The 23,472-nt window shown below is 44.2% G+C and carries 23 protein-coding genes; 14 read left to right on the top strand and 9 right to left on the bottom strand.

Features of this window, described 5'->3' with window-relative positions:
- Positions 1–81 precede the first annotated feature (81 nt).
- The 3 genes from ppnN to queF all read right to left on the bottom strand — a co-directional run bounded on the left by ppnN (position 82) and on the right by queF (position 3,959).
- Positions 82–1,458 (bottom strand): nucleotide 5'-monophosphate nucleosidase PpnN, encoded by a 1,377-nt coding sequence (gene ppnN / locus AC0J2X_RS03530; protein ID WP_014948537.1) that lies wholly within the window; start codon positions 1,456–1,458, stop codon positions 82–84.
- A gap of 11 nt (positions 1,459–1,469) precedes the next feature.
- Positions 1,470–3,026 carry a GGDEF domain-containing protein gene (locus AC0J2X_RS03525; RefSeq protein WP_472995752.1) on the bottom strand — a complete coding sequence of 519 codons (1,557 nt, stop codon included), beginning with the start codon at positions 3,024–3,026 and terminating at the stop codon, positions 1,470–1,472.
- 72 nt (positions 3,027–3,098) lie between these two features.
- On the bottom strand, positions 3,099–3,959 hold the full coding sequence (gene queF, locus AC0J2X_RS03520; protein WP_014948539.1) for an NADPH-dependent 7-cyano-7-deazaguanine reductase QueF: 861 nt from the start codon (positions 3,957–3,959) through the stop codon (positions 3,099–3,101).
- A gap of 145 nt (positions 3,960–4,104) precedes the next feature.
- Between queF and syd the strand changes: the two genes are divergently transcribed.
- Positions 4,105–4,647, top strand: coding sequence for a SecY-interacting protein (gene syd, locus AC0J2X_RS03515; RefSeq protein WP_014975844.1), 543 nt, complete (start codon positions 4,105–4,107; stop codon positions 4,645–4,647).
- A 59-nt stretch (positions 4,648–4,706) separates the two neighbouring features.
- Here the strand turns inward: syd and AC0J2X_RS03510 are convergent, their stop codons facing one another.
- The gene (locus AC0J2X_RS03510) at positions 4,707–5,018 is read right to left on the bottom strand and encodes a hypothetical protein (RefSeq protein ID WP_242514723.1); all 312 of its coding nucleotides are present in this window, start codon (positions 5,016–5,018) and stop codon (positions 4,707–4,709) included.
- A gap of 298 nt (positions 5,019–5,316) precedes the next feature.
- On the opposite strand from AC0J2X_RS03510, the gene AC0J2X_RS03505 reads away from it, so the two are divergent.
- Entirely contained in the window at positions 5,317–5,682 is a 366-nt protein-coding gene (locus AC0J2X_RS03505) for a DUF3192 domain-containing protein (protein WP_014948542.1), read from the top strand.
- 220 nt (positions 5,683–5,902) lie between these two features.
- Positions 5,903–6,550, top strand: a complete 648-nt coding sequence (locus AC0J2X_RS03500) for a GNAT family N-acetyltransferase (protein ID WP_014948543.1) — start codon at positions 5,903–5,905, stop codon at positions 6,548–6,550.
- A 995-nt stretch (positions 6,551–7,545) separates the two neighbouring features.
- Here the strand turns inward: AC0J2X_RS03500 and AC0J2X_RS03495 are convergent.
- On the bottom strand, positions 7,546–7,848 hold the full coding sequence (locus AC0J2X_RS03495) for a DUF3301 domain-containing protein (protein ID WP_014948544.1): 303 nt from the start codon (positions 7,846–7,848) through the stop codon (positions 7,546–7,548).
- Positions 7,849–8,898, bottom strand: a complete 1,050-nt coding sequence (locus AC0J2X_RS03490; protein ID WP_472995751.1) for a DUF3549 family protein — start codon at positions 8,896–8,898, stop codon at positions 7,849–7,851.
- Positions 8,899–9,103: 205 nt separating this feature from the next.
- Between AC0J2X_RS03490 and AC0J2X_RS03485 the strand changes: the two genes are divergently transcribed.
- The 3 genes from AC0J2X_RS03485 to AC0J2X_RS03475 all read left to right on the top strand — a co-directional run bounded on the left by AC0J2X_RS03485 (position 9,104) and on the right by AC0J2X_RS03475 (position 10,796).
- A complete protein-coding gene (locus tag AC0J2X_RS03485) occupies positions 9,104–9,448 on the top strand; it encodes a YqcC family protein (RefSeq protein WP_232362808.1) in 345 nt (114 codons plus the stop codon).
- Positions 9,441–10,280 carry a tRNA pseudouridine(65) synthase TruC gene (gene truC, locus AC0J2X_RS03480; RefSeq protein WP_198813850.1) on the top strand — a complete coding sequence of 280 codons (840 nt, stop codon included), beginning with the start codon at positions 9,441–9,443 and terminating at the stop codon, positions 10,278–10,280. The genes AC0J2X_RS03485 and truC overlap by 8 nt, the downstream gene beginning before the upstream one ends.
- A 66-nt stretch (positions 10,281–10,346) precedes the next feature.
- On the top strand, positions 10,347–10,796 hold the full coding sequence (locus AC0J2X_RS03475; RefSeq protein ID WP_198813848.1) for a flavodoxin: 450 nt from the start codon (positions 10,347–10,349) through the stop codon (positions 10,794–10,796).
- A gap of 130 nt (positions 10,797–10,926) precedes the next feature.
- Here AC0J2X_RS03475 and dapD read toward each other — a convergent pair whose 3' ends face one another.
- From dapD to map, 3 genes are all read right to left on the bottom strand, one after another.
- Positions 10,927–11,751: a 2,3,4,5-tetrahydropyridine-2,6-dicarboxylate N-succinyltransferase gene (gene dapD, locus AC0J2X_RS03470; protein ID WP_014948549.1), complete on the bottom strand. Its 825-nt coding sequence runs from the start codon at positions 11,749–11,751 to the stop codon at positions 10,927–10,929.
- Positions 11,748–14,399 (bottom strand): [protein-PII] uridylyltransferase, encoded by a 2,652-nt coding sequence (glnD, locus tag AC0J2X_RS03465; RefSeq protein WP_472995750.1) that lies wholly within the window; start codon positions 14,397–14,399, stop codon positions 11,748–11,750. Before glnD ends, dapD begins: the two co-directional genes overlap by 4 nt.
- A gap of 321 nt (positions 14,400–14,720) precedes the next feature.
- The gene (map, locus tag AC0J2X_RS03460; protein ID WP_014948551.1) at positions 14,721–15,515 is read right to left on the bottom strand and encodes a type I methionyl aminopeptidase; all 795 of its coding nucleotides are present in this window, start codon (positions 15,513–15,515) and stop codon (positions 14,721–14,723) included.
- Between the two features lie 412 nt (positions 15,516–15,927).
- On the opposite strand from map, the gene rpsB reads away from it, so the two are divergent.
- The 8 genes from rpsB (at position 15,928) to rseP (ending at position 23,452) form a co-directional block, all read left to right on the top strand.
- On the top strand, positions 15,928–16,659 hold the full coding sequence (gene rpsB / locus AC0J2X_RS03455) for a 30S ribosomal protein S2 (protein WP_014948552.1): 732 nt from the start codon (positions 15,928–15,930) through the stop codon (positions 16,657–16,659).
- 121 nt (positions 16,660–16,780) lie between these two features.
- A complete protein-coding gene (gene tsf / locus AC0J2X_RS03450) occupies positions 16,781–17,653 on the top strand; it encodes a translation elongation factor Ts (RefSeq protein WP_014948553.1) in 873 nt (290 codons plus the stop codon).
- Between the two features lie 237 nt (positions 17,654–17,890).
- Positions 17,891–18,628, top strand: a complete 738-nt coding sequence (gene pyrH, locus AC0J2X_RS03445; protein ID WP_014948554.1) for a UMP kinase — start codon at positions 17,891–17,893, stop codon at positions 18,626–18,628.
- 23 nt (positions 18,629–18,651) lie between these two features.
- Positions 18,652–19,209, top strand: a complete 558-nt coding sequence (frr, locus tag AC0J2X_RS03440) for a ribosome recycling factor (RefSeq protein ID WP_014948555.1) — start codon at positions 18,652–18,654, stop codon at positions 19,207–19,209.
- A 9-nt stretch (positions 19,210–19,218) separates the two neighbouring features.
- A complete protein-coding gene (uppS, locus tag AC0J2X_RS03435) occupies positions 19,219–20,001 on the top strand; it encodes a polyprenyl diphosphate synthase (RefSeq protein ID WP_269349606.1) in 783 nt (260 codons plus the stop codon).
- 54 nt (positions 20,002–20,055) lie between these two features.
- Entirely contained in the window at positions 20,056–20,919 is an 864-nt protein-coding gene (locus tag AC0J2X_RS03430; RefSeq protein WP_014948557.1) for a phosphatidate cytidylyltransferase, read from the top strand.
- Positions 20,919–22,106 carry a 1-deoxy-D-xylulose-5-phosphate reductoisomerase gene (ispC, locus tag AC0J2X_RS03425; protein ID WP_014975851.1) on the top strand — a complete coding sequence of 396 codons (1,188 nt, stop codon included), beginning with the start codon at positions 20,919–20,921 and terminating at the stop codon, positions 22,104–22,106. The genes AC0J2X_RS03430 and ispC overlap by 1 nt, the downstream gene beginning before the upstream one ends.
- Complete coding sequence (gene rseP / locus AC0J2X_RS03420) at positions 22,100–23,452, top strand: sigma E protease regulator RseP (RefSeq protein WP_269349610.1); 1,353 nt, start codon at positions 22,100–22,102, stop codon at positions 23,450–23,452. Before ispC ends, rseP begins: the two co-directional genes overlap by 7 nt.
- The last annotated feature ends 20 nt before the right edge of the window (positions 23,453–23,472 follow it).

Here is a 23,472-nt window from a genome sequence, read left to right as displayed (position 1 = left end):
TACTCTCTAATAGTGTACCGCAAAACGACTACTAAACATAAGTAGTAAACGTAAGCAAATGCGTCTTGCCACGGTCTCGTGTTATTCGCTGTTTCTCTTATCGTTCTTTACAACGTAACATGGTTCGTACGCGCTACCAGGCAGTTTCATTCTATGCTGTTTTACAAACGACTCGAGTAGCGTATCAACCTTCTCCATCAGTGTACTATCACCGGTGAGCTCAAACGGACCATGTTTTTTGATCTGAGCAATGCCTTCTGCTTTTACGTTACCCGCAACAATGCCTGAAAACGCTTTGCGCAAATTGGCCGCTAGATCACTTTTACTTTGATCTAAGTGCAGTTGAAGGTCGGCCATACTCTCATGCGTTGGAATAAAGGGCTGTTGAAAGTCTTGTTCAATTTTTAATGACCAATTAAAGCTGAATGCGTCACCCATCGCACCTCTGAACTTCTTCACTTTTTCAAGGTGTTTGTTCATGGTGCGTGCTACTTCTTCTGGGTCATCTACAATGATTTGATATTTTGATTGTGCTTCTGGACCCAGTGTTGCACCAACAAAAGCGTCTATGGCTTCAAAGTATTCTTCGCTACCAGCAGGCCCTGTTAAAATGAAAGGAAAAGGTTGCTGCGCATTGCGTTCATTCATCAAAATGCCAAGCAGATAAAGTAATTCTTCGGCAGTGCCTACACCGCCTGGAAACACGATAATGCCATGTCCGAGTCTAACAAACGCCTCTAAACGCTTTTCAATATCGGGCATGATAATGAGCTCGTTGACAATGGCGTTGGGCGGCTCGGCGGCAATAATACTCGGCTCAGAGATGCCAATGTAACGGCCTGTCTTGTGGCGTTGCTTTGCATGACCTATGGTGGCGCCCTTCATTGGACCCTTCATCGCTCCAGGCCCACATCCTGTGCAAATATTCATGTCACGTAAGCCGAGCTGATAGCCCACTTCTTTCGTGTATTTGTACTCAACTTGATTAATGGAATGGCCGCCCCAGCAGACAATTGTGTTTACGCCATCGTTCCCTTCAAGCGCTTTAGCGTGGCGTAGCATGTCAAACACCATGTCTGTGATATCGTTACCTTCAGCCGGTGCGGTTTGGTGAAGAAATGCGTACTTGTTGCCCATATAAAGCAGGTCGCGAAGGACCGCAAATAGATGTTCGTGCACACCACGAACGAGTTTTTCGTCAACGAAAGCCACCTCAGGAGGGTTCACGAGTTCTATTTTTACGCCCCGTTCACGACGAATGAGTTTTATTTCAAAATTTTCATAAGGAGCAAAAAGTGCTTCGAAATTGTCTTCGTCAACGCCGCTGTTCAATACTGCAAGGCAACAGTTTCTGAACATAGCAAAGAGCTCGCTGTTGGTGGCGTCTTGAAGACGAGAAACTTCTACTTGTGATAGCTGGCTCATCCAGCCAACAGGGTTAAGCTGCACTTTCTTCATATTTTTACTTCCTATAAGTCAGTGCTTAAATCAGTGACTACGAGGTTGCGGCCGTTTCGTTTTGCTTTATAGAGGTACTCATCGGCGCGTTCAAACACAGTTTCAGTAGTATCATTGTCATTGAAACAGGTTGCGCCAAAAGATGCGGTGATTTTTACTTTTTCTTGTTTGAATTTAAACGGCATTGCAGCAAGTTTAGTTCTAACTTCATTAAGCTTTTTATCTATATCTGCCATCTGCGCCTGAGGCAGTAGCATTACAAACTCTTCTCCTCCCCACCTGGCAATAAAATCATTTTCGGACAAACTTTGCTTTAAGAATTTACTCACTACCTGAAGGGTTTTATCGCCTGCTGCGTGCCCGAATCTATCGTTGATTGACTTGAAATGATCAATATCCACAACGGCGACCGCAAGCAAGTCACCATTTTCTTTAAATTTAGTGAAAGCAGCTTCTAGTCTCTCATTATACGCCTGCCTGTTTGGAAGCCGAGTGAGGGGGTCGGTGCGGCTTTGCATTGCTTGTTCGGCCAGCTTCTTTTTATAGACGCTGGTTTGCTGCTGAAGTGTATCTATTCGCGATTGCATAGAGGAGAGCAGTGCCATTAGCGCTTCTTGACCTTGTTGGTCGTTGCTTTGTTGCTCGCTTAACGTAGTCACAAGCTTTTCTACGCGAAACTGTGTCTGCTCTTTAAGTGCTTCTAGAGAACTGCTTTCCGATACGGCTTCTTCAATGTGAATAATGTCACGTTTAAGTTGCTCATTACCAGCTTGGCGCTGCTCGAACTGGGCTTGGCTGCCTTGGATCGTATTGCTGACGTCGCTACTCACTTCACCTAATGAACGGTGCAGACTATGAATCACTTTTCCTGTTAAGCTCGCCTCTGACATAGCGTCTTGAACGATCATGCGCAAAATTACAACGCAGCTTTTAAGCAGCTGGTCTTCATCCATGCCTTCATCAAGACGTTGCTTTATATCATTGAGTTGCTGATCGTTAGGTTTTTTTTGCGCATAAGAAGCAATAAGGTGATTAAGCTCAACCAAAATAGAACGGTAGTGAGGGTTATCATCTTTAATCGAACGAGCCGATGTGCTTTCATTGTTGGTGGACTTAGTTTCTGTGGTTTCAGATGGCTCAAGTCCAACCATTTCCTTGTTAAGCGCAATGCGGTGAAGCGCAATGGCTTTTGAGTAAAGTTTATAAATACTGAAGATATCACCTACAGGTTGATTTAGCTTAATCAATTCCTGCGTGGTTAACCCTTTTAATTCAGTATCTTCAAATACAATTTTCTGTAGTTGTTTCATTGCATCTTCTAGCGATGAAACAGTATCAACACTGTATTTTCTAAGCGTTATTTCTTGATGCTGAAGTGATTTGTTGAGTTTCTCTATGCTCACAGCGGCAAGACTAAAATTAGGTGTGCCAGAAAGGTGGCCTCGTAACACCTTAAGTTCAGTATCGATCTTATCCGAGAAGCCCTCATAAAATGCTGAGAGTTTCACAATAAACTGACAAAGAAGCGCGTTATTTTGTTTTAGGGTTTGTAGTTGTTTTGCTTCCATAATCTCGTCTTTGTTCTAATTCGCTATTACTGCCGCGGCTTAGGTAGCGTTGGTAGGTACTTCACCGTTATATTACTGACGTGCTTGACGATGATTAGCATAAGGCGCTTCGTAATTTGAACGGAAAGGGTTGATATCTAAACCCCCTCGTCGTGTGTAACGCGCACAAACGGTTAACTTATCTGGCTGACAATGCTGCATGATGTCGTTGTAAATGCGCTCAACGCATTGCTCATGAAACTCGTTGTGTTGCCTAAAGCTAATTAGATATTTCAAAAGCCCTTCGTGTTCAATAGCTTTTCCTTCATACCTTATTTGAATACTAGCCCAATCTGGCTGACTTGTGATTAAACAATTAGATTTAAGTAAATGAGAAACAAGCGTCTCTTGAATTCCTGTTTCATTTTTCGCAACAGTCAAATATTGAGTATTAGGGGAATATTGATCGATTTCTACATCCAGACTATCTAACAAGGTTCCGTTAAATTCTTGGAATTGTAGCGAAGAAAACTGCTCTGGAAGAATTAGCTTTACCTCGACAGGCTCTCCTGCGCACGCTGACAAATCCGCTTGAAGCACTTGTCGTACGTCCTCTGCTGAAGCGAATTTTGTTTGGTTGAAGCTATTCAAATATAGCTTAAATGATTTTGATTCGATTAGGTTCTTTGAGGTAATAGGAACGTGGCATTCTAAAATTGCCACATTAGGTTTACCCTTTAAATTTAGCCAAGAAAGTTCGTATCCTGTCCAAGTGTCGATACCATCAAAAGGTAAACCTGAGCCAGCCAAGTTTAACGTATCACGACTTAAACTGCGCGGCACGCCTTGCAACAAGCCAGGATTATATTCAAATTCATAGTCAACCTGTTTACCCAAAGAGAGGTCATCAGGTGCAGAGATAGTAATTTTTTGAGGTGAGTTGTCCGTCGACATAAGAACCTTTTATGTATCTACGCGGGATTTAAATTGTTGAACTGCACAGCGGCACACAGTCTTACGGCGCAGTAGAATTAACCCTAGTATTGACTTAACTGTTTAGTTGTATAGTGTACCCCAAAAATACGCAGGTAACGTCATAATGGCTCTAACAATTTCAGCACAATTAGATAAATTTGTATCATCTTATGTCGAACAGGCCGAGGCCGAGGGACTCAAGATAGCATTTGATAGCGAGTGGCCCTCGCCGTGCTATGAGACGACGGCGCAAGACGGTGAGCTTGTAAGATGGTCTCCTACGCTTCAATCGCCTGTGCAGTCTTTCAGTAATGTTGAAGAGGCATTATCGCTAAAGCTAAATCCTGACTACTGCGAGTATTTTACTCGTTACTACAGCGATAATTTAAAGGCTAACGCCCCGCAAGGTCACTGTGAATTGCTTCAAGTTTTCAATACCGAAGATTTTGAAAGATTACAGCAAAACTTGATTGGGCATTTGTTGATGAAGCAAAGACTTAGGCAAGCGCCAACATTGTTTTTTGGTTTAACTGACGAAGATGATTTTATTTTAACCGTTGTCAACGAAAGTGGCGAAGTGGCACTCGAGCAGGTTGGCAGAGAGCCTGCCAAAATTCTTGCGCCATCTCTTGCGGTGTTTATTGAGCAGCTTACACCTGCTATATAACGTTAATGCGTTGACTGACGTCAATCAGACCTAAAATTACCGGCCTGCAAGACTAAAAGCTATTGGGCGTTAATAATTTGATGTAGCGTCCGCTTTAACTCCGCCACTTCTTTTTCTAATGACTCTACCCGTGCATGCAAATTGCCTAATTCATCAGTTGTGGCGACAGGATTATGTTGTGCTACGTTTTCGTCCTTAGATACCTCTAACTTAGGTTTGTGTGCGTTAAATCGCTTAATCGCTTCAATAGCTTCGGTTACCGATACCTTAAAGGGAGCTTTTGCACGTAAAATGCCTACGGACGGTGTTTTTCCTTCTTTATGCATTTGAAGGCACAAAACGTGAAGTTGCTGCAGGTTAGCGTTACTCATAATACGAAAATGGTTGAAAGTCATGAATATTAGCAGTGTAGCCTGTCTACGTAGTCAATTTCACTAATAAGTTACTGATTTCACTATTTTTCAAAGCCTTCGTAGATTGGTGTTATTAAGATTGGTATAAAAATCAATGATTTAATTTTTGGCCTTAATCTTGTTTACCAATCATAACTTACATTATCACGCATAAACGCAGTGGTTCTTACGTTAGCGCATTTATGTCTATTCAGTGTCGGTTCACAAAGTAGGCGTAGTATCGAATAAAAACAACACACATAATTAAGGAATTCACATGAAAACGGTTCTTCTTTCAGTAGCTTTGGCATCTTCAGTTTTGCTTTCAGGTTGTGTCGTATCAGTAGGTGGCGGTTCAGATAGTCACTATGGTGCTGATTGGGAAGACAGAGAGTTTAACAATCGTAAACACATCGCGAATCTTGAAACAGGGACAACTTACGAAAGTGTATTGAGAAAAATGGGCGTTGCGGATTTCAACGAACTGTTCGAAAAGCAAGACGGCACATATCGCGTACTTTACTACCGAACTCAAAAAACGATGGGCGATGGTATCACCACAAAAGACGAGTGTACGCCGTTGGTTTTCAGAAATGGAAATTTAGTTGGCTGGGGTGACAGTGCTTATAGCTTAATGCACTAACAATCGTTAGTTGGTAATTGATTACGAAAGTAGGCATTACTAACTGTTTTTAAATGTTAATAAAAAGTTAACATGCAGGGGTTTTTCGCGTAGGCTAAAGTTTAATCAGTTTAAGTGGGTGGTTGGCGCAATGATAAAAGTTGTGCGGTAGTGTCCACTTCTCCCATTTTATTTAAATGGGTAAAAGCAGCTGTATAACTTTGCGTACAAGGAGCCCCTGATGAATACTGATGCTATTAATAATGCAATAGCCCCCTTGCAAGACACGGTTAAAGCCATCTATCTATCTGTAGATGATCTTAAAGTTGCCGCCTCTATTCTTTACAATGCGTATGTAGATGACCCATTGTTCATTGACATTTTCCAAGCAGAAAAAGAAGGTTATGAAAGCCGTCTACGGTCAGCTATCCGTGAAGAGCTCAATGCATTTTGGGTTGCAGAGCAGCCGATGATTGGCCTGTTCGATGATGAGCGGCTTATTGCCGTTGCATGCTTGACCGCGCCCGATGCAGCATTTGGTTCAGGACGTTACTGGCACTGGAGATTGCGGATGCTTTTAACGGCAGGTTTGTTCGGTACAAAGCAAATGCTAGAGAAAGAAGAAAAAGTGCGAGCATTAGTTCCCGCCGATAACTTCCACATGCTGAGTTTCATCGCAGTGCATCCAGATTATCAACATCATGGGCTTGGGCATATATTACTTGGCGCTATTGATAGCGTGGTAGAGGAAGATGAAAAAAGTGAGGGTGTTTCGGTGTTCGTGACCATAGAAAAACATCGCGCTTTCTTTAACGATGACAATTATCAGGTTGTAGGACAACTAAGCCTTTCTCATGTGAACGGTGAGGTAATGTTCAGGCTAAAATGATGTTTTTTTATTCGATGTGATACTCCTACCAAAACCTCACCAGTTGCAGTTCCAATCTTTACTCCAAATTTACTACAGCGTTTGTAAGACATTTCCTACAAACGCTGTGAGTGATCTTACCTAAATGATGAAAGGTTAATTTATACTAAAGTATAAAGCTATTGATTATATTGAAGTTTTTAAAAATTAGTCAAAAGTCGTACAAGAATCTTTCTTAAATCTCTGTAATTCAATATGGCGGTAATAATTGGAAGGGATACTATGAACATGTCACAAGGAAACACGACGAGTCACGGATTGAGTCAAGGATCATCAACGGAATAAGTTAGGACAACTTAAGGATGAGACTCCCACAAGGCAGTGGGGAAAGGGAAAGGAAAGCAGATAGGACACTGCATTAACAGGATGTTAGAAACGGATTTTAAAGGATATAAAGGGATTCAGGGACGTAAAATGTGAAAGGACTTCGCATACAGGATGTAGCAGGGAAAAATGGACGAGAGCTAGCAAGGAGCTAGAGGCAAGAAGCCAACGGCAGGATAGCCATTAAGGAATTTCTAGTTTGCATGGACGAGCAAACCAAGGACGAAAGAAGGACATGCTAAAGGATTGGCAAAGCTGTAGCAGGATGTACAGCAAATAATGGAATGAGGGAAGGGAACGTCAGCGGAGTCTGACAAGGACAGCCTCAGGAAGAGGAACACTGTATGAAGGATGTACAGTAAATTAGGATAAAAGGAAAGGGACCTACGCATGGATGTGTAGCTCGCACAGGAAGGCGCGAGAGTAGATGGAAAGGGGCGTATACGGATTTTAATCGGGAAGATTTTAGTCGCAAAGGATCGCGGAGAAGGATACTCAAAATTCCAGGAAAAAGGGGAGCCGCTAGGTTCCCCTTTTTTTTGCGTTGTTATTACCAATCCGTGTGCACTTGTTATGTAAAACCTGACCTGAATGGTGAATTAAGAGCCGCTCACGCTCTTCGACATAGAAGCTTAAACCCTATGCGGCGGCACCTCTGTTCGCATAACCCTTACACCTATTAATTCAACTTCCCCAGTATATCGGTCCTCACCATTACTCGAGAACTCAAAGTTGAATACACTGTGCCAGTCTGGCTTACCATATTTAAACGAGAACCGAGTTTTTGCTCTTGCCACGCTCAACAACTGCAAACCATGTTTATCGCAGTATTGTTTTAGGTAAGCGTTTGTTCGTTCAGAAATAGCCCGTATGCGCCAAAACTGATAGCCAGTAAACCCAATAACCATCCACACCACTAACTCAAGTAACGTCATTTACTTTCTCGCTTGTGCAAACAATTGTTGAAATGCATTGGTGAGAATCTGAGGGTTGGCTTTGGAATGCAGGAGTGTTAGCACTTGTCTGCGTAACTTCGGGACTTGTACTAAATCTGAAAAGAACCCTGCGAATAATGCGCCCTTATGACCCTCTTTTTCATCAACGTTTGCTGCATGCTCTAAAAAGGCACTAAGCAGTAGTGGTTCCATTTGCTCGAAATGACGTGCTGCAATAACGCTTAAAATATCAAGTCTCTGCGACTTTTCGCTTTTTAATAATTCGAGTAGTTTGTTGTTGATGGTCGGGTGGAAACTACCTTCTGACGTGCCTCTCAGCGCCGCTAAATTGATGTCGTCACTTTTATCTATCTCAATTAAATACGCCGCTAATAGATTTTCAGGCAGAGAAACGCTTTCGCTCATTTCCATTAAAGTGTTAAGGAAAACGTCCGAGTAAAGTGAGGTGTTGGTTTTAATTGCCTGCGCTAATACATCTTGTTTGGGGTGATGGCTTAGACTTTGTACAAAGTCGGCCACGCTTTGCATGGATATTTGCTGCCAATCAACAAGTTGCGGGGCTTGAACGTAGGCCTCAACTTTTTGCGCCTCTTCACTTAAAGGTTGGCTTAGGGTGCGTTTAACTAGTGCGTTAAATTGAGCAAGCTGCGATTGATTGGGAACAAACGAATAAGGATTGTCAGGCAGTGTTTGTGCGTTTTCAGTATCTTCAGCAACCGACTGACCTAATGCCTCAACAATAATCTCTAGAAAGTGATTCCTTGCAGCGGCCACCACTAAGCCTTGCTCATCAAGCGGCAGTTTCACAAACCAAATATAGTGTTGCGTAGAGGCATTTTTATTCCAAAAGACGATGCCGAACCACGCATGCTGCTGACGAGGGTAGGGCGCGTAAGCACTGCCGTTTTCTATTTCTAGAAAAGTCTGACTATCTGTGGGTTCAAGGCGACGACCTAAATCAAAAACCTGGTATTCAGTGCCTGCATGTAACAAAAACTCGCTGATAGAATTAATACTGTTAGCGCTCATAACTCGTTCCAAAATACTGCTTTAATCAAAATTTGCCAGGCTGTCACATCTATTTAAAGGGGCACGTCGATGAGATACCGCCAACAAAGACGGATAATGGTATCACAGCAGGTGAATTTCAACGATAAGACACGCGGACTTATGTAGATCTTTAGCCCCTGATATACTGCGCGCTTCGAAATAGAAGTTTTTTTGCGGAGTTGCTGTGAGTAAAGTGAGTAGTGCCTGTCACAATGCACTAGGTAGGGCATTGGAGCAGTTAGAAACTGCTATGGAACAAGAAGGTGTTTGGCCTAAGAAAATGCCTGCTGAGCAAGAACTTAAAAATGCCACGGAAAGTGCAGTTCCTTTTGCGGTCGACTGTTTAGCGTTTGAGAGTTGGTTGGCTTTTATTTTTATTCCCAAAATGCGCATTTTGTTGAAACAGGAAATGCCTTTACCACCCATGCAAATTGCGCCCGCAGCAGAAATATATCTGTCATCGGCGCATCAGCGCACTCTGTCCCAGCTTCAAGTTATTGATAATATTGCCAATGGAGACATTGGGTGAGCAAACACAACGCACTATGCAGAACGATTTAAAAGGCCAATTAACTGTGCATTCAGATGAGCAAATAATAGAAAAGGCAAGCGTTGGTGAGGAAGATATTGTCAATGCTCTTCATTTACCTGTGCTGTACCAAGATGAACATATCATCGCGATTGAGAAGCCGCCTGGCCTACTAGTACACAGAAGCCCGATTGATAGACATGAAACGGTGTTCGCAGTACAGACACTTAGAGACCAAATAGGCCAGCACGTCTATCCTGCTCATCGTTTAGACCGACCCACTTCAGGTGTGCTGGTGTTTAGCTTTAGCTCAGAAATTGCAGCAAAGCTTGGACAGCAGATGATGGACAAGCAGGTAGTAAAAACGTATCACGCTATAGTTCGCGGTTTTGTGCATCACACAGGGTATATCGATTACGCCCTAAAATACCGCTACGACAAAATTGCAGACAAGCATAAGCGCCCGCAGCAGCCGCCACAACCAGCATCAACTATGTATCAGTCAGTGGCAAAATTCGAAGTGCCTGAGCCTGTGGGCAAATACCAAAGTGCACGATATTCGCTAGTTAAGCTTTCTCCTAGTACCGGTCGTAAACATCAGCTTCGTCGGCACATGGTTCATATTCGTCACCCCATTATCGGCGACACGACCCACGGGGACGGCAAACAAAACAAATTCGCCAAGCAGCACTTTAATTTTAACAATTTGGCCTTAAGTTGTACTCAAATGGGCTTTTCTCATCCTGTCACTGGAAAGTGGGTATCAATTAATTCACAGATGCACAGTGAAATGCGACTATGGCTCGAAAAATTAGCGCCGTTTTGCGTTTAGGTTGATAAAATAGTAAGAATTTCCGCCTGTCGACAAAGGCGACGATCATTGGTTTAAGAGGTAAAAATGGCAACATTGAAAATTATTGCGGGTACAGTTTACGGCAATGCGCAACACGTAGCTGAGCAGGTGGAAGAGAACTTAGCTGAACAGGGCGTGGATTGCTCACTAGAAAGCGACCCGTCGGTTGCAGATTTTACTGATGCTGACGCACTTTTGATCATTACCTCTACAACAGGGCAGGGCGATGTACCACCAAACCTTGAGTCTGTGTTTTCAGATCTGAAAGACGAATCGCCTATGCTAACCGGCAAGCCATTCGCGGTAGCAGCGCTAGGCGATAGCAGCTATGGCGATAGTTTCTGTGGTGCAGGTAAACAGTTTCATGCGTTACTGATCGAGCTACAAGGTAACGCAGTTGCCGACATGTTAGAGGTTGACGCGATTGAAACCCTAGAGCCCGAAAAAGACGTAGTAGAGTGGGTAAACACCATTAAAGATAAGCTGTTGGCTTAAGTCTTAGAAATGTTCTGATTACGAAAAGAAAGAGGCGCATAAGCGCCTCTTTTAATTTGTGAGTCTTTCAGCATGTGGCTCGGCTAATTGAAATTAACCCGAGCCGTTAGCGATAAGCCAGAAATACTGCTTATTCTACGCCGCGAAGTAGCGCGTTGATACCTACTTTCGCGCGGGTCTTCGCATCTACTTTCTTCACGATGATAGCGGCGTAAAGGCTGTATTTACCATCTGCGCTTGGCAGGTTACCCGCCACGACTACTGAACCTGCTGGTACACGGCCATAGTGAACTTCACCGGTTTCGCGGTCATAAATACGAGTGCTCTGACCGATGTAAACGCCCATTGAGATAACAGAACCTTCTTCAACAATCACGCCTTCTACGATTTCAGAACGCGCGCCGATAAAGCAGTTATCTTCAATAATGGTGGGGTTAGCCTGAAGCGGTTCTAATACGCCACCAATGCCCACGCCACCAGAAAGGTGAACATTCTTACCAATTTGCGCGCACGAGCCTACTGTCGCCCATGTATCAACCATAGTACCTTCGTCAACAAACGCACCAATGTTTACGTAAGAAGGCATAACAACCGCGTTCTTACCTACGAATGTACCCGTACGTACCGCTGCTGGTGGAACAATACGCGCGCCGTCAGCCGCAAACTGTTCAGCAGTATAGTTTGTATACTTAAGCGGTACTTTGTCATAAAACTTACTTTCGGCGCCTTCAATCACATCGTTGTTGTGAAGACGGAAGAAAAGTAGAACAGCTTTTTTAAGCCATTGATGTACTACCCATTCGCCAGCAATTTTTTCTGCAACGCGCGCTTTACCTGTGTTTAAAAGGTCAATAGCTTGTGCTACTGCATCTCTTACTTCATCAGGTGCAGATGAAGGGCTAATGCTATCGCGATTTTCGAAGGCGTCTTCAATGATGGCTTTCAATTCATTCATGGTATTGTGATATCTTCAAGTTGGTCGAGTTTGAACAGGATACGCTTTTTAAGGTTCACCTGTTGTTCTTGGGTTAATGCTTTGCCAGCCTCATTGCTGACGATAAAAATATCTTCTGCTCGCTCGCCAATGGTGGCAATTTTCGCAAGCTTAAGCGTCATATTAGTATCAACGAATGCGTGACCAATTTTAGCTAAAATGCCCGGAGCGTCTAGGGCTTCTAACTCAATAAGCGTGGCTTCATCGTTGATATTGAAAAAGCGTACCTTAGTAGGCACGTCCAGTTGTTTCATTTGCCGAGGCAATTTACGCTTATTTTCGTGCGAACGTCCCGGCTTTTCAAGTTGGGCAGAAATTGCATTTTCAATGGACGCAATACGAGACTCTGAGCTTATACGACTGCCGTCATTTTCAAGAATTAGCATGCTATCGAACACATAGCCGTCTCTGGTTACGGTAACGTGGGCGTCGTGAATTGAACAGTTGCGACTGTCCAGCACTGACGCGACTTGCGCAAACAATGCTTTTCTATCTTTGCCGTAAACAAACACCTCAGTGCCACCTTTCGCACTGTTGTCATTTGCCTTTACTAACAGGCCATCGTGCTCTGGTGTAAGCCATTCATTCTGAGCTTTAATAATTTCATCAGTATGCCACGCGATTTGAGTAGGCTTAAAGCGAACAAAGTAATCGTCGTCCAGGCGGGCCCACAATGCATCAATAGCAACAGGCTCAATAGCGCGCTCTTGCAAAATTTGCCTTGCTTGGTGTTTGTGAGTAGTTACTCGCTCGTTCAATGTTACTTGACACTGTAGCCCATTATCCAATGCCTTTTGCGTCATTAAATATAATTCGCGAAGTAAAGATGCTTTCCAGTCGTTCCAAAGATTGTCATTGGTGGCACGAATATCGGCAAGGGTGAGCGTATAAAGCAAATTAAGGTGATTGTGGCTTCTTACCGCGCCAGCAAACTCGCTTATAACGTCAGGGTCATAAATATCACGGCGTTGGGCTACCACTGACATCAGTAGGTGGTTTTCTACAAGCCATGCAATCATTTCAGCATCGTCGCTGGGAACATCGTGTTGCTGACAGAACTTTGCTACATCTTGGGCGCCTAATGTGGAATGGTCGCCATTTCTACCTTTGGCGATATCGTGGAAAATAGCAGCGATATAAAGCACTTCTGGTTTATCGAGGTTTCTACAAATTCTGCCGCAGCGCGGGAAGTCTTTATTTGCCTTTGAGAAAAAGTAGTTAACGTGCTTCACCAATCGGTGAGTGTGTTCGTCCACCGTGTAGGCGTGAAACAGGTCGAACTGCATCATACCTACAATGGCATCCCATTCAGGAAGATAAGCTTGTAAAATGCCGTATTGATGCATGATGTCCCATGCAAAATCAAAGAACTCAGGCTGTTTCATTAAGCGCATGAATTTTTCGCGGCACAGCGGGCGCTCAACATAGTATTCTGCTTCAAAAGCGCGGTGAGCGTTGCGCAGCTGACGTATGCAAATCGTACTGAGGCCTTGTACTTCTGGCGTGTTGGCCACCAAATGCAGAAAGTCCAAGATTGCTTCGGGAGAGGAGAACACGGTTTCGTGTCGTGGCGATATCATATTATCGAGCAGCTCGAAATCTTCGTTTATGATCACGCTTTTCTGAACGCTTTGGTTCAGCATGTCGTACTTGAAGCGCTGAAGCAGCATTTGATTCAGTTCTGACACCCGCGCCACTGTGCGGAAAAAGTCCCGCATCATTTTTTCGACAGACGATTTACCTTCTTCACCATACCCCATCATTTTTGCAACGTCAGGTTGGTAATCAAACAGCAGCCGGTTTTCGCTTCTGCCTGCAACCAGATGTAGTGCACAACGCATTTTCCAAAGGTGCATGCGACAAGCAATTAATTCACTGTGCTCTTGTTCTGTAAAGTAGCCGTGGCCTACTAAATTCCAGCCGTCATATTCTTTAAAATGCTTTTTGGCGACCCAGCCAATAGATTGAATATCACGCAAACACCCGGGGTTTTCTTTGATGTTAGGTTCAAGGTTATAAGCGGTACCGTTGAATTTGGCGTGGCGTTTTTTCTGCTCGTCGTACTTGGCTGAGAAAAACGCTTTGCTCGACCATGAGTTTCGACCGTTAACTTCATCCCACAATTTATCAAAGGTGGCTTCACTGCCGCAAAGTAATCGGCTTTCCACTAAATTGGTCGCAATCGTAATATCGTCTTTTGCTAGCTTGACCGTTTCTTTGATAGTGCGAAATGACTGGCCAACATCTAATTTGATATCCCATAAAAGGGTGATGAACATGCCAATTTTTTCTTGTACATCGGGCTTAAGCTTCTTTTTACTAACTATGAGTAAATCGATGTCTGAATGAGGTTGCAGATGACCACGGCCGTAACCACCAACGGCGCAAAGCGATAATTCGTCGACGGTATCTAAACCATAAAGTTGCCAAAGATGACAAAGCAACGCATCGACGAACTGTGCACGACCGGTAACGAGTTGATTAACCGGCGTAGCGTCGAAGGACTCCGTTATCCAGGCATAACTGGCTTCCACGCACGATTTAATGGCGGGGATTTCATCAACAGAGCTAATTGTGTCGATATTCTTTATCAGTGATTGCAGCGTCAAAATACACCTTTGAAATAGACTTCTTTTTAGACGCTAAGAACAATAGCATGAATTGCTAGTAGTTCGCAGTAGCAAATTAATGCATAAGTTAGGTTGAATTGTGAATATTTATGGTTTTTTGTTATAGGTGTGTAGCGCAGTAAATATGAGGGGAGTGGGCACACGATGCCGAACTTTGATAGTTGGAATTTGAGCTAACGAGCTAATTAAAAAGCAGCCGCGAATTCAACGGCTGCTTTGCATAATTCGATAGACTCAATCTTCTGAAATCATATTTTTAACGCGATTATTCGAAACGTTATCAATATTGTCGAAGTCGATTTATCCGTGAGAAATGATGCGTTCCAAGGTTTCTTCTTCGCGAAGCGTAAGAATCTCAACGCCGGTTTCAGTGACCAATAGGGTGTGCTCCCATTGGGCGCTTAAACTTCTGTCTTTAGTTACCACAGTCCATTGGTCTGGTAGCACTTTTGAGTAGCGCTTGCCTGCGTTTACCATAGGTTCGATGGTAAAGCACATGCCTGGCTCTAACACATCACCCGTCCCTGGCTTACCGTAGTGAACAATTTGTGGCTCTTCGTGGAAACTAGCGCCAATACCGTGGCCGCAGTATTCACGAACTATTGAATAGTTATGCGCTTCAGCATGGGTTTGACAAATATGACCGATATCGCCAAGACGCATGCCCGGTTTCACTTGCTCAATAGCTTTGTATAAGCATTCTTGGGTAACGCGAATTAGGCGTTCTGCAAGAATAGAAGGCTTACCTACCACAAACATTTTTGACGTATCGCCATGATAGCCATCTTTAATAACTGTCACGTCGATATTAATGATGTCGCCGTCTTTCAGCTTCTTGTCAGAAGGAATACCGTGGCAAATACAGTGGTTTACCGACGTACAGATAGACTTTGGAAAAGGCGGGTGGCCGTAGTTTAAAGGCGCAGGTACCGCTTTTTGCTCATTTACAATGTAGTCGTGGCAAATAGTATTTAGCTCATCTGTGGTAACGCCTTTCTTTACGTAAGGCCCTATCATAGTAAGCACCTCGGCTGCCAATTTACCGGCTACGCGCATTTTTTCGATTTCTTCTGGGGTTTTGATAATAGCTGTCACAGCGCCTCTCAAATCGTTTGAAACTAGTTTGATGAAGAATTTTGATTACTTACGCATTATAACACTATTCAGGTCATTCTTAGTAAGGTGATGATATTGTTGGTTTTTATCTGCTAAAGGCAGAGGTGGAAAGCGAGCTCATTAAGGGTTCTATACTTTCTTTAACCTAAATACTTCAAATTGTCGCTTTTTACCCTCAAAACTTGAGGCTTAGGTGGTGTTGTGGTATAAAGCGCGCGCCCTGACGGAAAGCTCATTTTGCCACGTGCATTTGGCACCGTTTTAGAGGGTAAATTTATTTTATTAAAACACACATATACCGACACTTCGTATCGGGGTGTTCAGTTCAATTTAGGTTGGTCTGAATCGATACAAGGGGTATATGGAGGCCTAACCCCAAGAGGAAAATAAAATGGCTAATGTTTCTATGCGTGACATGCTGAAAGCAGGTGTGCATTTCGGTCACCAAACTCGTTACTGGAACCCAAAGATGAAGCCTTTCATCTTCGGCGCTCGTAACAAAGTTCATATCATCAACCTTGAAAAAACGGTTCCACTTTTCAACAACGCACTTAACTACCTTTCAGGTGTTGCGTCTAAGAAAGGTAAAATCCTTTTCGTTGGTACTAAGCGCGCAGCTGGCGAAGCAGTTAAAGATGCTGCTCTTAAGTGCGACCAGTACTACGTAAACAAGCGTTGGTTAGGTGGTATGCTGACTAACTGGAAAACAGTACGTCAGTCAATCAAGCGTCTTAAAGATCTTGAGCAGCAAAGCCAAGACGGTACGTTTGAGAAGCTAACTAAGAAAGAAGCACTTATGCTTCAGCGCGAAATGGACAAGCTTGAAAACAGCCTTGGCGGTATCAAAGACATGGGCGGTCTTCCAGACGCGATCTTTGTTATCGACGCAGATCACGAGCACATTGCTGTAACAGAAGCTCGTAACCTAGGTATTCCTGTTGTTGGTGTTGTTGATACTAACTCTAACCCAGACGGTGTTGATTACATCATCCCTGGTAACGACGATGCTATCCGCGCTATCCAACTTTACTTGGATGCTGCTGCAAACGCTATCAACTCAGGTCGCGAAAGCAACCTTGAAGTACAAGCTGAGCAAGACGACTTCGTAGAAGCAGCAGAGTAATTCTGATTGCTTACTGTCATATCTTAATAATATGGCAGTACTACAATACGAAACGTATTGAGAGGGGCGACATCGCCCCTTTTACCTAACGAATTTATATTTAATGCTGAGGAATTGAAAAATGGCAGTGACTGCAGCACTAGTTAAAGAACTGCGCGAACGTACTGGCGCAGGTATGCTGGATTGTAAAAAAGCCCTGGTTGAAACGGATGGTGACATTGAGTTAGCCATTGAAAACATGCGTAAATCAGGCCAAGCGAAAGCGGCTAAAAAAGCAGGCCGTATCGCAGCTGAAGGTGTAATCCTTACTAAGGTTGAAGCGGGTCGCGCGACTATGCTTGAACTAAACTGTGAAACTGACTTCGTAGCACGTGACGAAGGTTTCCTTAAATTTGGTAACGAGCTTCTAGAAGTAGCAGCTGCTAACAACATCAACGACATCGAAGCGCTTAACGATGCAGAACTTAACGGTTCTAAAGTAAGCGAAGTTCGTGACGCACTTGTTGCTAAAATCGGCGAAAACATCTCTCCTCGTCGCGTTATCAACGTTGAAGGCGATACACTAGGCGCGTATGTACACGGCGGCCGTATTGGTGTTATCTCTATCCTTACTGGCGGTGACGAAGAGCTAGCGAAAGACGTTGCAATGCACGTTGCAGCTGCAAGCCCGCAGTTCGTTAAGCCTGAAAATGTTCCAGCAGAAGTTGTTGAGAAAGAGAAAGAAATCCAAATCGAAATCGCTATCCAGTCTGGTAAGCCAGCTGATATCGCTGAGAAAATGGTTGCAGGCCGCATGAAGAAGTTCACTGGCGAAGTGAGCTTGACTGGTCAGCCTTTCGTTAAAGATCCTTCAATCTCTGTTGCTGAGCTTCTTAAGAACAACAGCGCAGACGTAATCAACTTCGTACGTTTCGAAGTTGGTGAAGGTATCGAGAAGAAGACTGAAGACTTCGCTGCTGAAGTAGCTGCTCAAATGGCTGCTGCTAAGAAATAATTGAGTGTTTATCTTTTGCATTAAGCAATAGTTAGATAAACTACAAAGCACCTCTTAGGAGGTGCTTTTTTATAGCTGAACGTCTTTAGTGTTGCCATTGCAATGCGTAAGTGTGAAGCTAGGCGAGATTAAGTACGCGCCTGCCTGACAAACGAAAGCGCTTTGTCCTATGTTTTTTACATCAGTGGCTTGTTGAAAGACATAGGACAAAACGGGTTTACGAGGACAATTCAAACTATGAGTATCACACCAAAATCAGCATACCGACGCATTTTGTTAAAGCTTAGTGGTGAAGCCCTAATGGGGGCGGAAGGCTTTGGCATAGACCCTAAAGTGCTAGATAGAATGGCGCAAGAAATTAAAGAGCTGGTTGAACTTGGTGTTCAAGTTGGTCTTGTTATCGGTGGTGGTAACTTGTTCCGTGGCGAAGGCTTAGCAAAAGCGGGAATGAACCGCGTTGTTGGCGATCACATGGGAATGCTGGCTACCGTAATGAATGGCTTAGCCATGCGCGATGCGCTTCATCGTGCATTTGTAAATGCTCGTATGATGTCAGCTATCCCACTTAATGGCGTGTGCGATGCATACAACTGGGCCGAAGCCATTAGCCTTCTTAAGTCAGGCCGCGTTGTTATCTTCTCTGCGGGTACGGGCAATCCTTTCTTCACTACAGACTCAGCGGCTTGCTTACGCGGCATCGAAATTGAAGCCGATGCGGTATTAAAAGCGACCAAAGTGGATGGTGTATATAGTGATGATCCTGTTAAAAACCCAGAAGCTACGCTGTATGAAGAACTGACTTACCAAGAAGTACTAGAAAAAGAACTTAAAGTGATGGACTTGTCAGCGTTTACTTTGGCGCGCGATCACAGCTTGCCAATTCGCGTATTCAACATGAATAAGCCAGGTTGCCTAAAACGTGTTGTGATGGGCGAAAAAGAAGGTACTGTTATTCGCCACGCTGACAACGATTAATTAAGAACAATAGGATACAAATCGTGATTGATGAAATTGAATTAGATGCGCAAGAGCGCATGGAAAAAAGCCTAGTGTCTCTAAAGGGCCAATTCAGCAAAATCCGCACTGGTCGTGCGCATCCAAGCCTTCTAGATGGCATCATGGTACCTTATTACGGCGTAGACACGCCGCTAAAGCAAGTGGCTAACGTCGTTGCAGAAGACAGCCGTACTCTAGCGTTAACTGTGTTTGATAAAAGCGCCATTCAAGCGGTAGAAAAGGCCATTATGCAGTCTGATTTGGGTTTAAACCCAATGAGTGCAGGTGGTTCAATTCGTATTCCTTTACCTCCTCTAACGGAAGAGCGTCGTAAAGACCTTATTCGCGTTGTTCGCAACGAAGCAGAAGGTGGTCGTGTCGCTATCCGTAACATCCGTCGTGACGCGAACGGTGACATCAAAGATCTTCTTAAAGAAAAAGAAATCAGTGAAGATGAGAGCCGCGCTGCTGAAGAGAACATTCAATCTATTACTAACGATTTCATTAAGAAAGTTGACAGCATGCTTGCTGACAAAGAAAAAGAACTAATGGAAGTATAAGTAAGTATTATGATTGGAAAGCGTTTAAGCGCAGCCAAATCGACAAAAGCTGAGGCGCCGGCAGTGACTGCTGGCCCGAAGCACGTTGCAATCATTATGGATGGCAATGGTCGATGGGCGCAAAGGAAAGGGAAAATTCGTACCTTTGGCCACAAAGCCGGGGTAGAGTCTGTTCGTTCTGTTGTGCGCTTTGCACGTCAAAACGGCATTGAATCACTTACGCTATTCGCGTTTTCAAGTGAAAACTGGAAGCGTCCTGAGGAAGAAGTCAGTGTCTTGATGGAGCTGTTCAATCTTGTCCTCAATAGCGAAGCAAAAAGACTACACAAGAACGGTGTACGTCTACAGGTTATTGGTGATGTTGAGGCGTTTGATGCCAAGCTGGTCGAAAAAATTCGTAAAGCTGAAGACATGACCAAAGATAACAAAGATTTGGTCTTAAATATCGCCGCAAATTACGGTGGTAGATGGGACATTGTAAACGCGGCTAAGCAACTTGCTACGCAAGTGAAAAGCGGCGAGCTTGATGTGGAAAGCATCTGTGAAGACGCACTGAATGCGCACATTTCAACAGCTAACCTTCCTGAGTTAGACCTTCTTATTCGCACAGGTGGCGAACACCGTATTAGCAACTTCTTGCTGTGGCAATGTGCCTATGCAGAGTTGTACTTTACCGACGTACTATGGCCCGACTTCAACGAAGATGTGTTTCAATTGGCCGTAGACGATTTTAATGTTCGCCAACGTCGCTTCGGTTTAACTGGTGAACAGGTAGTCACAGCCGATGGTTAACACCATACAGGCAATTATCAGGCTTGCCCTGGTAACGATAGCCAAGGGCAAATTATGCTAAAACAACGAATAATAACTGCATTAATCCTCGCGCCACTGGCGCTTTACGCTATTCTTTTTCTCCCTATTTTTTGGTTTGAAATAGCCATTGCCGGTGTTGTCGGCATTGGCGCTTATGAATGGGCGAATATGTCGGGCGTATGTGAACGTCCTAAAAAGCTCATTTATATGGCAGGTGCCTTTGCCATATGTATAGCCTTATCTCTTATTGTTGATGCCAGCACGATTTGGTATCAAGGCCAATTACATGGTTTATACCGTGCCATATTAACGGTTGCCGTATTATGGTGGATAGCGTCTTTATTTATGGTGCTAGCCTATCCCAAATATTCCAAGTTCTGGAAAGACAGTCGCAGCGTTAGAACCCTATTTGGGGCACTTACGCTTATACCTACATGGGTAGCGGTTGTTGCGCTTCGCACGAGCTTGCACGATGTTGATCCTTTCTACGGCGCTTCACTCATCTTCTATGTGCTGGGGATTGTTTGGGCTGCAGATATAGGTGCATTCTTTGTTGGCGTAAAATTCGGACGCCACAAGTTACGCCCTAACGTATCGCCAGGTAAAAGTTTAGAAGGCTTGTTAGGCGGTATTGCAGCTTCTTTCGCTATTATCGCTTTTGCGGCCCTTCACTATCAGGTAGAGCCTTCGCGTATTTGGCTTCACCTTGCTATCGGCGGTATTACGGTGGCTGTTTCCGCCCTTGGCGATTTAAACGAAAGCATGCTTAAGCGTTGTGCGGGCATTAAAGACAGCGGCAAAATTCTCCCTGGGCACGGTGGTGTACTCGATAGAATCGACAGCTTAACCGCGGCATTCCCTGTTTTTGCGTTCTGCTATGTAACCTGGATGGCGTAATGCAAACAGTAACAGTGTTAGGGGCCACAGGCTCCATTGGTTGTAATACACTCGACGTAATAAATCGCCACCCAGACAAATATCGCGTATTTGCTATTACTGGCAACTCACAGCTTGAATTGCTTATGGAGCAGGCTCAGAAATGCGCGCCGCGCTATGTGGTAATTGCTGATGACGCTAACTACAAACTTGCCTGTGAGTTAGCATCCCAGTACGGTGTGGATGCAGAAATTCTCGCTGGTGCTAAGGCGCTGGAAGAAGTATCCAGCGCGCCAGAAGTTGATGCTGTAATGGCAGCCATTGTGGGTGCAGCAGGGCTTTTACCCACACTGGCAGCAGTAAAGGCGGGTAAACGGGTTTTGCTTGCCAATAAAGAAGCGTTAGTCATGTCTGGTGCTTTATTTATCGAGGCTGCGAACCAAAGCGGCGCTGAAATTCTTCCTATCGACAGCGAACACAACGCCATATTCCAGTGCCTACCGCACGATTATGAATACGGTAACTTTGCTGCATCCGGCATTCGTAAAATTCTCTTAACGGGTTCTGGTGGTCCGTTTAGAGAAAGACCGCTTGATAGCTTCTCGTCAATTACAATCGATGAAGCCAGTACACACCCTAACTGGTCGATGGGCAGAAAAATTACAATCGACTCTGCAACTATGATGAACAAGGGGCTGGAGTTCATTGAAGCCTGTTGGTTGTTCGGTGCTGGTGCAGATGATATTGATGTGGTTATTCACCCGCAAAGTATTATTCATTCTATGGTGCAATATGTTGATGGCTCGGTGATCGCACAAATGGGCAATCCTGACATGCGTACCCCTATTGCTTATGGTTTGGCGCACCCTGAGCGAATTGAAGCGGGCGTGACGCCGCTCGACTTTTCTGACATTGGCAATTTCAGTTTTCAAACCCCTTGCTTTGAACGTTATCCGAATTTGAAGCTGGCTATTGATGCGTGTAAAGAAGGGCAATGTGCAACAACGCGAGTGAATGCGTCTAATGAAGTGGCTGTCGAAGCCTTTTTAGAAGGCAAGATTCAGTTTTGTGATATTGCTAAAGTAAATGACGCCACGCTTAATGCTATGCCCAATGTGTCGGTGAATTCTATTCAGCAAATACTAGAGCAAGACAGCCTTGCAAGAGCAAAAGCTAACGAGATTATTCGAGGTAAATTCCAGTGCTAGCATTTTTATGGAGCCTTGGTGCATTCATTGTAGCCTTAGGTATTTTGGTTGCTGTACATGAATGGGGGCACTTTTTTGTGGCTCGTAAATGCGGTGTGCAGGTAGAGCGCTTCTCAATTGGTTTTGGAAAGCCTATATGGCGTAAAACAAGTAAATCAGGCACAGAATATGTCATCGCTATGATCCCATTAGGTGGATACGTGCGCATGCTCGATGGACGCATTGATGACGTACCGCCTGAGTTAGAAGACAAAGCGTTTAACAATAAACCCGTTTTGCAGCGCATGGCGGTTATTGCTGCTGGACCTGGCGTTAACTTTATTTTTGCGTTTTTCGCACTGTGGTTGATGTATCTGGTGGGGCTGGAAACGGTTAAGCCAGTAGTTAAACAGGTTGAGCCAGAAAGCATCGCAGCTATCGCTGGTGTGCAACCTGGTGATGAAATTATTAAAGTTGGCGACAGGAATACGCCTGATTGGGAAGCGGTAAACCTGGAAATAGTCTCAAACATTGGCGCCGAAAAAGCCAATGTTACGGTTAAAAATTCGTCAAATGTTGAAAAAGAACTGACTTTTACACTGGGTTCTTGGAACTTTGACCCAGATAGCGAGTCTCCTTTAAGCAGCTTAGGGTTAACCCCTTATCGTCCAGATGCAACGTTAACCGTTGGGTTTGTAGGTGAAGGAAGCGCGGCTCAACAAGCGGGTTTAAAACCCGGTGATGAGCTTCTTGCATTAAATGGCGCTAAGTTGTCATCGTGGGAGCGATTAGTTGACGTTATTGTTGAAAGTCCCGGCGAGAATATCTCGCTTGATATACAAAGGGATGGACAACAACTGACGTTAGATGCCACGATAGCGCGCCGCGATACACCACAAGGGCAAAGTGGATATCTCGGTGTAAGCCCAACATTTGAGCCTTGGCCAGAAGGGTATGTGTTTACGCATCAATATGGCATTATAGAGGCTATTGGGAATGCGCTAGATAAAACATGGCGTCTTATGACACTCAGTGTCGAAATGATAGGTAAGCTCATCACGGGCGACGTGTCAGTGAAGAATTTGAGTGGGCCTATCTCAATTGCTCAAGGTGCGGGAACAAGTGCTGGGTATGGACTTGCGTACTTTTTGAGTTTTCTTGCCTTAATAAGCGTAAATTTAGGCATAATAAATTTATTACCCTTGCCCATGCTTGACGGTGGTCACCTCATGTTTTTTATCGTGGAGTGGATCACAGGCAAACCTGTGCCTGAAGCGGTGCAGGAATGGGGTTACAGAATAGGTGGCGTGCTTCTGTTTATGATCATGGGTATCGCAATTTTTAACGATATCGCTCGCATAACCTGATACAAATCAGGAAGTACAAA

The sequence above is a fragment of the Alteromonas sp. R7 genome (genome assembly GCF_055755235.1).
Note: the sequence above shows the minus strand (reverse complement) of the source record. Positions and strands in the feature narration are given on the sequence as shown.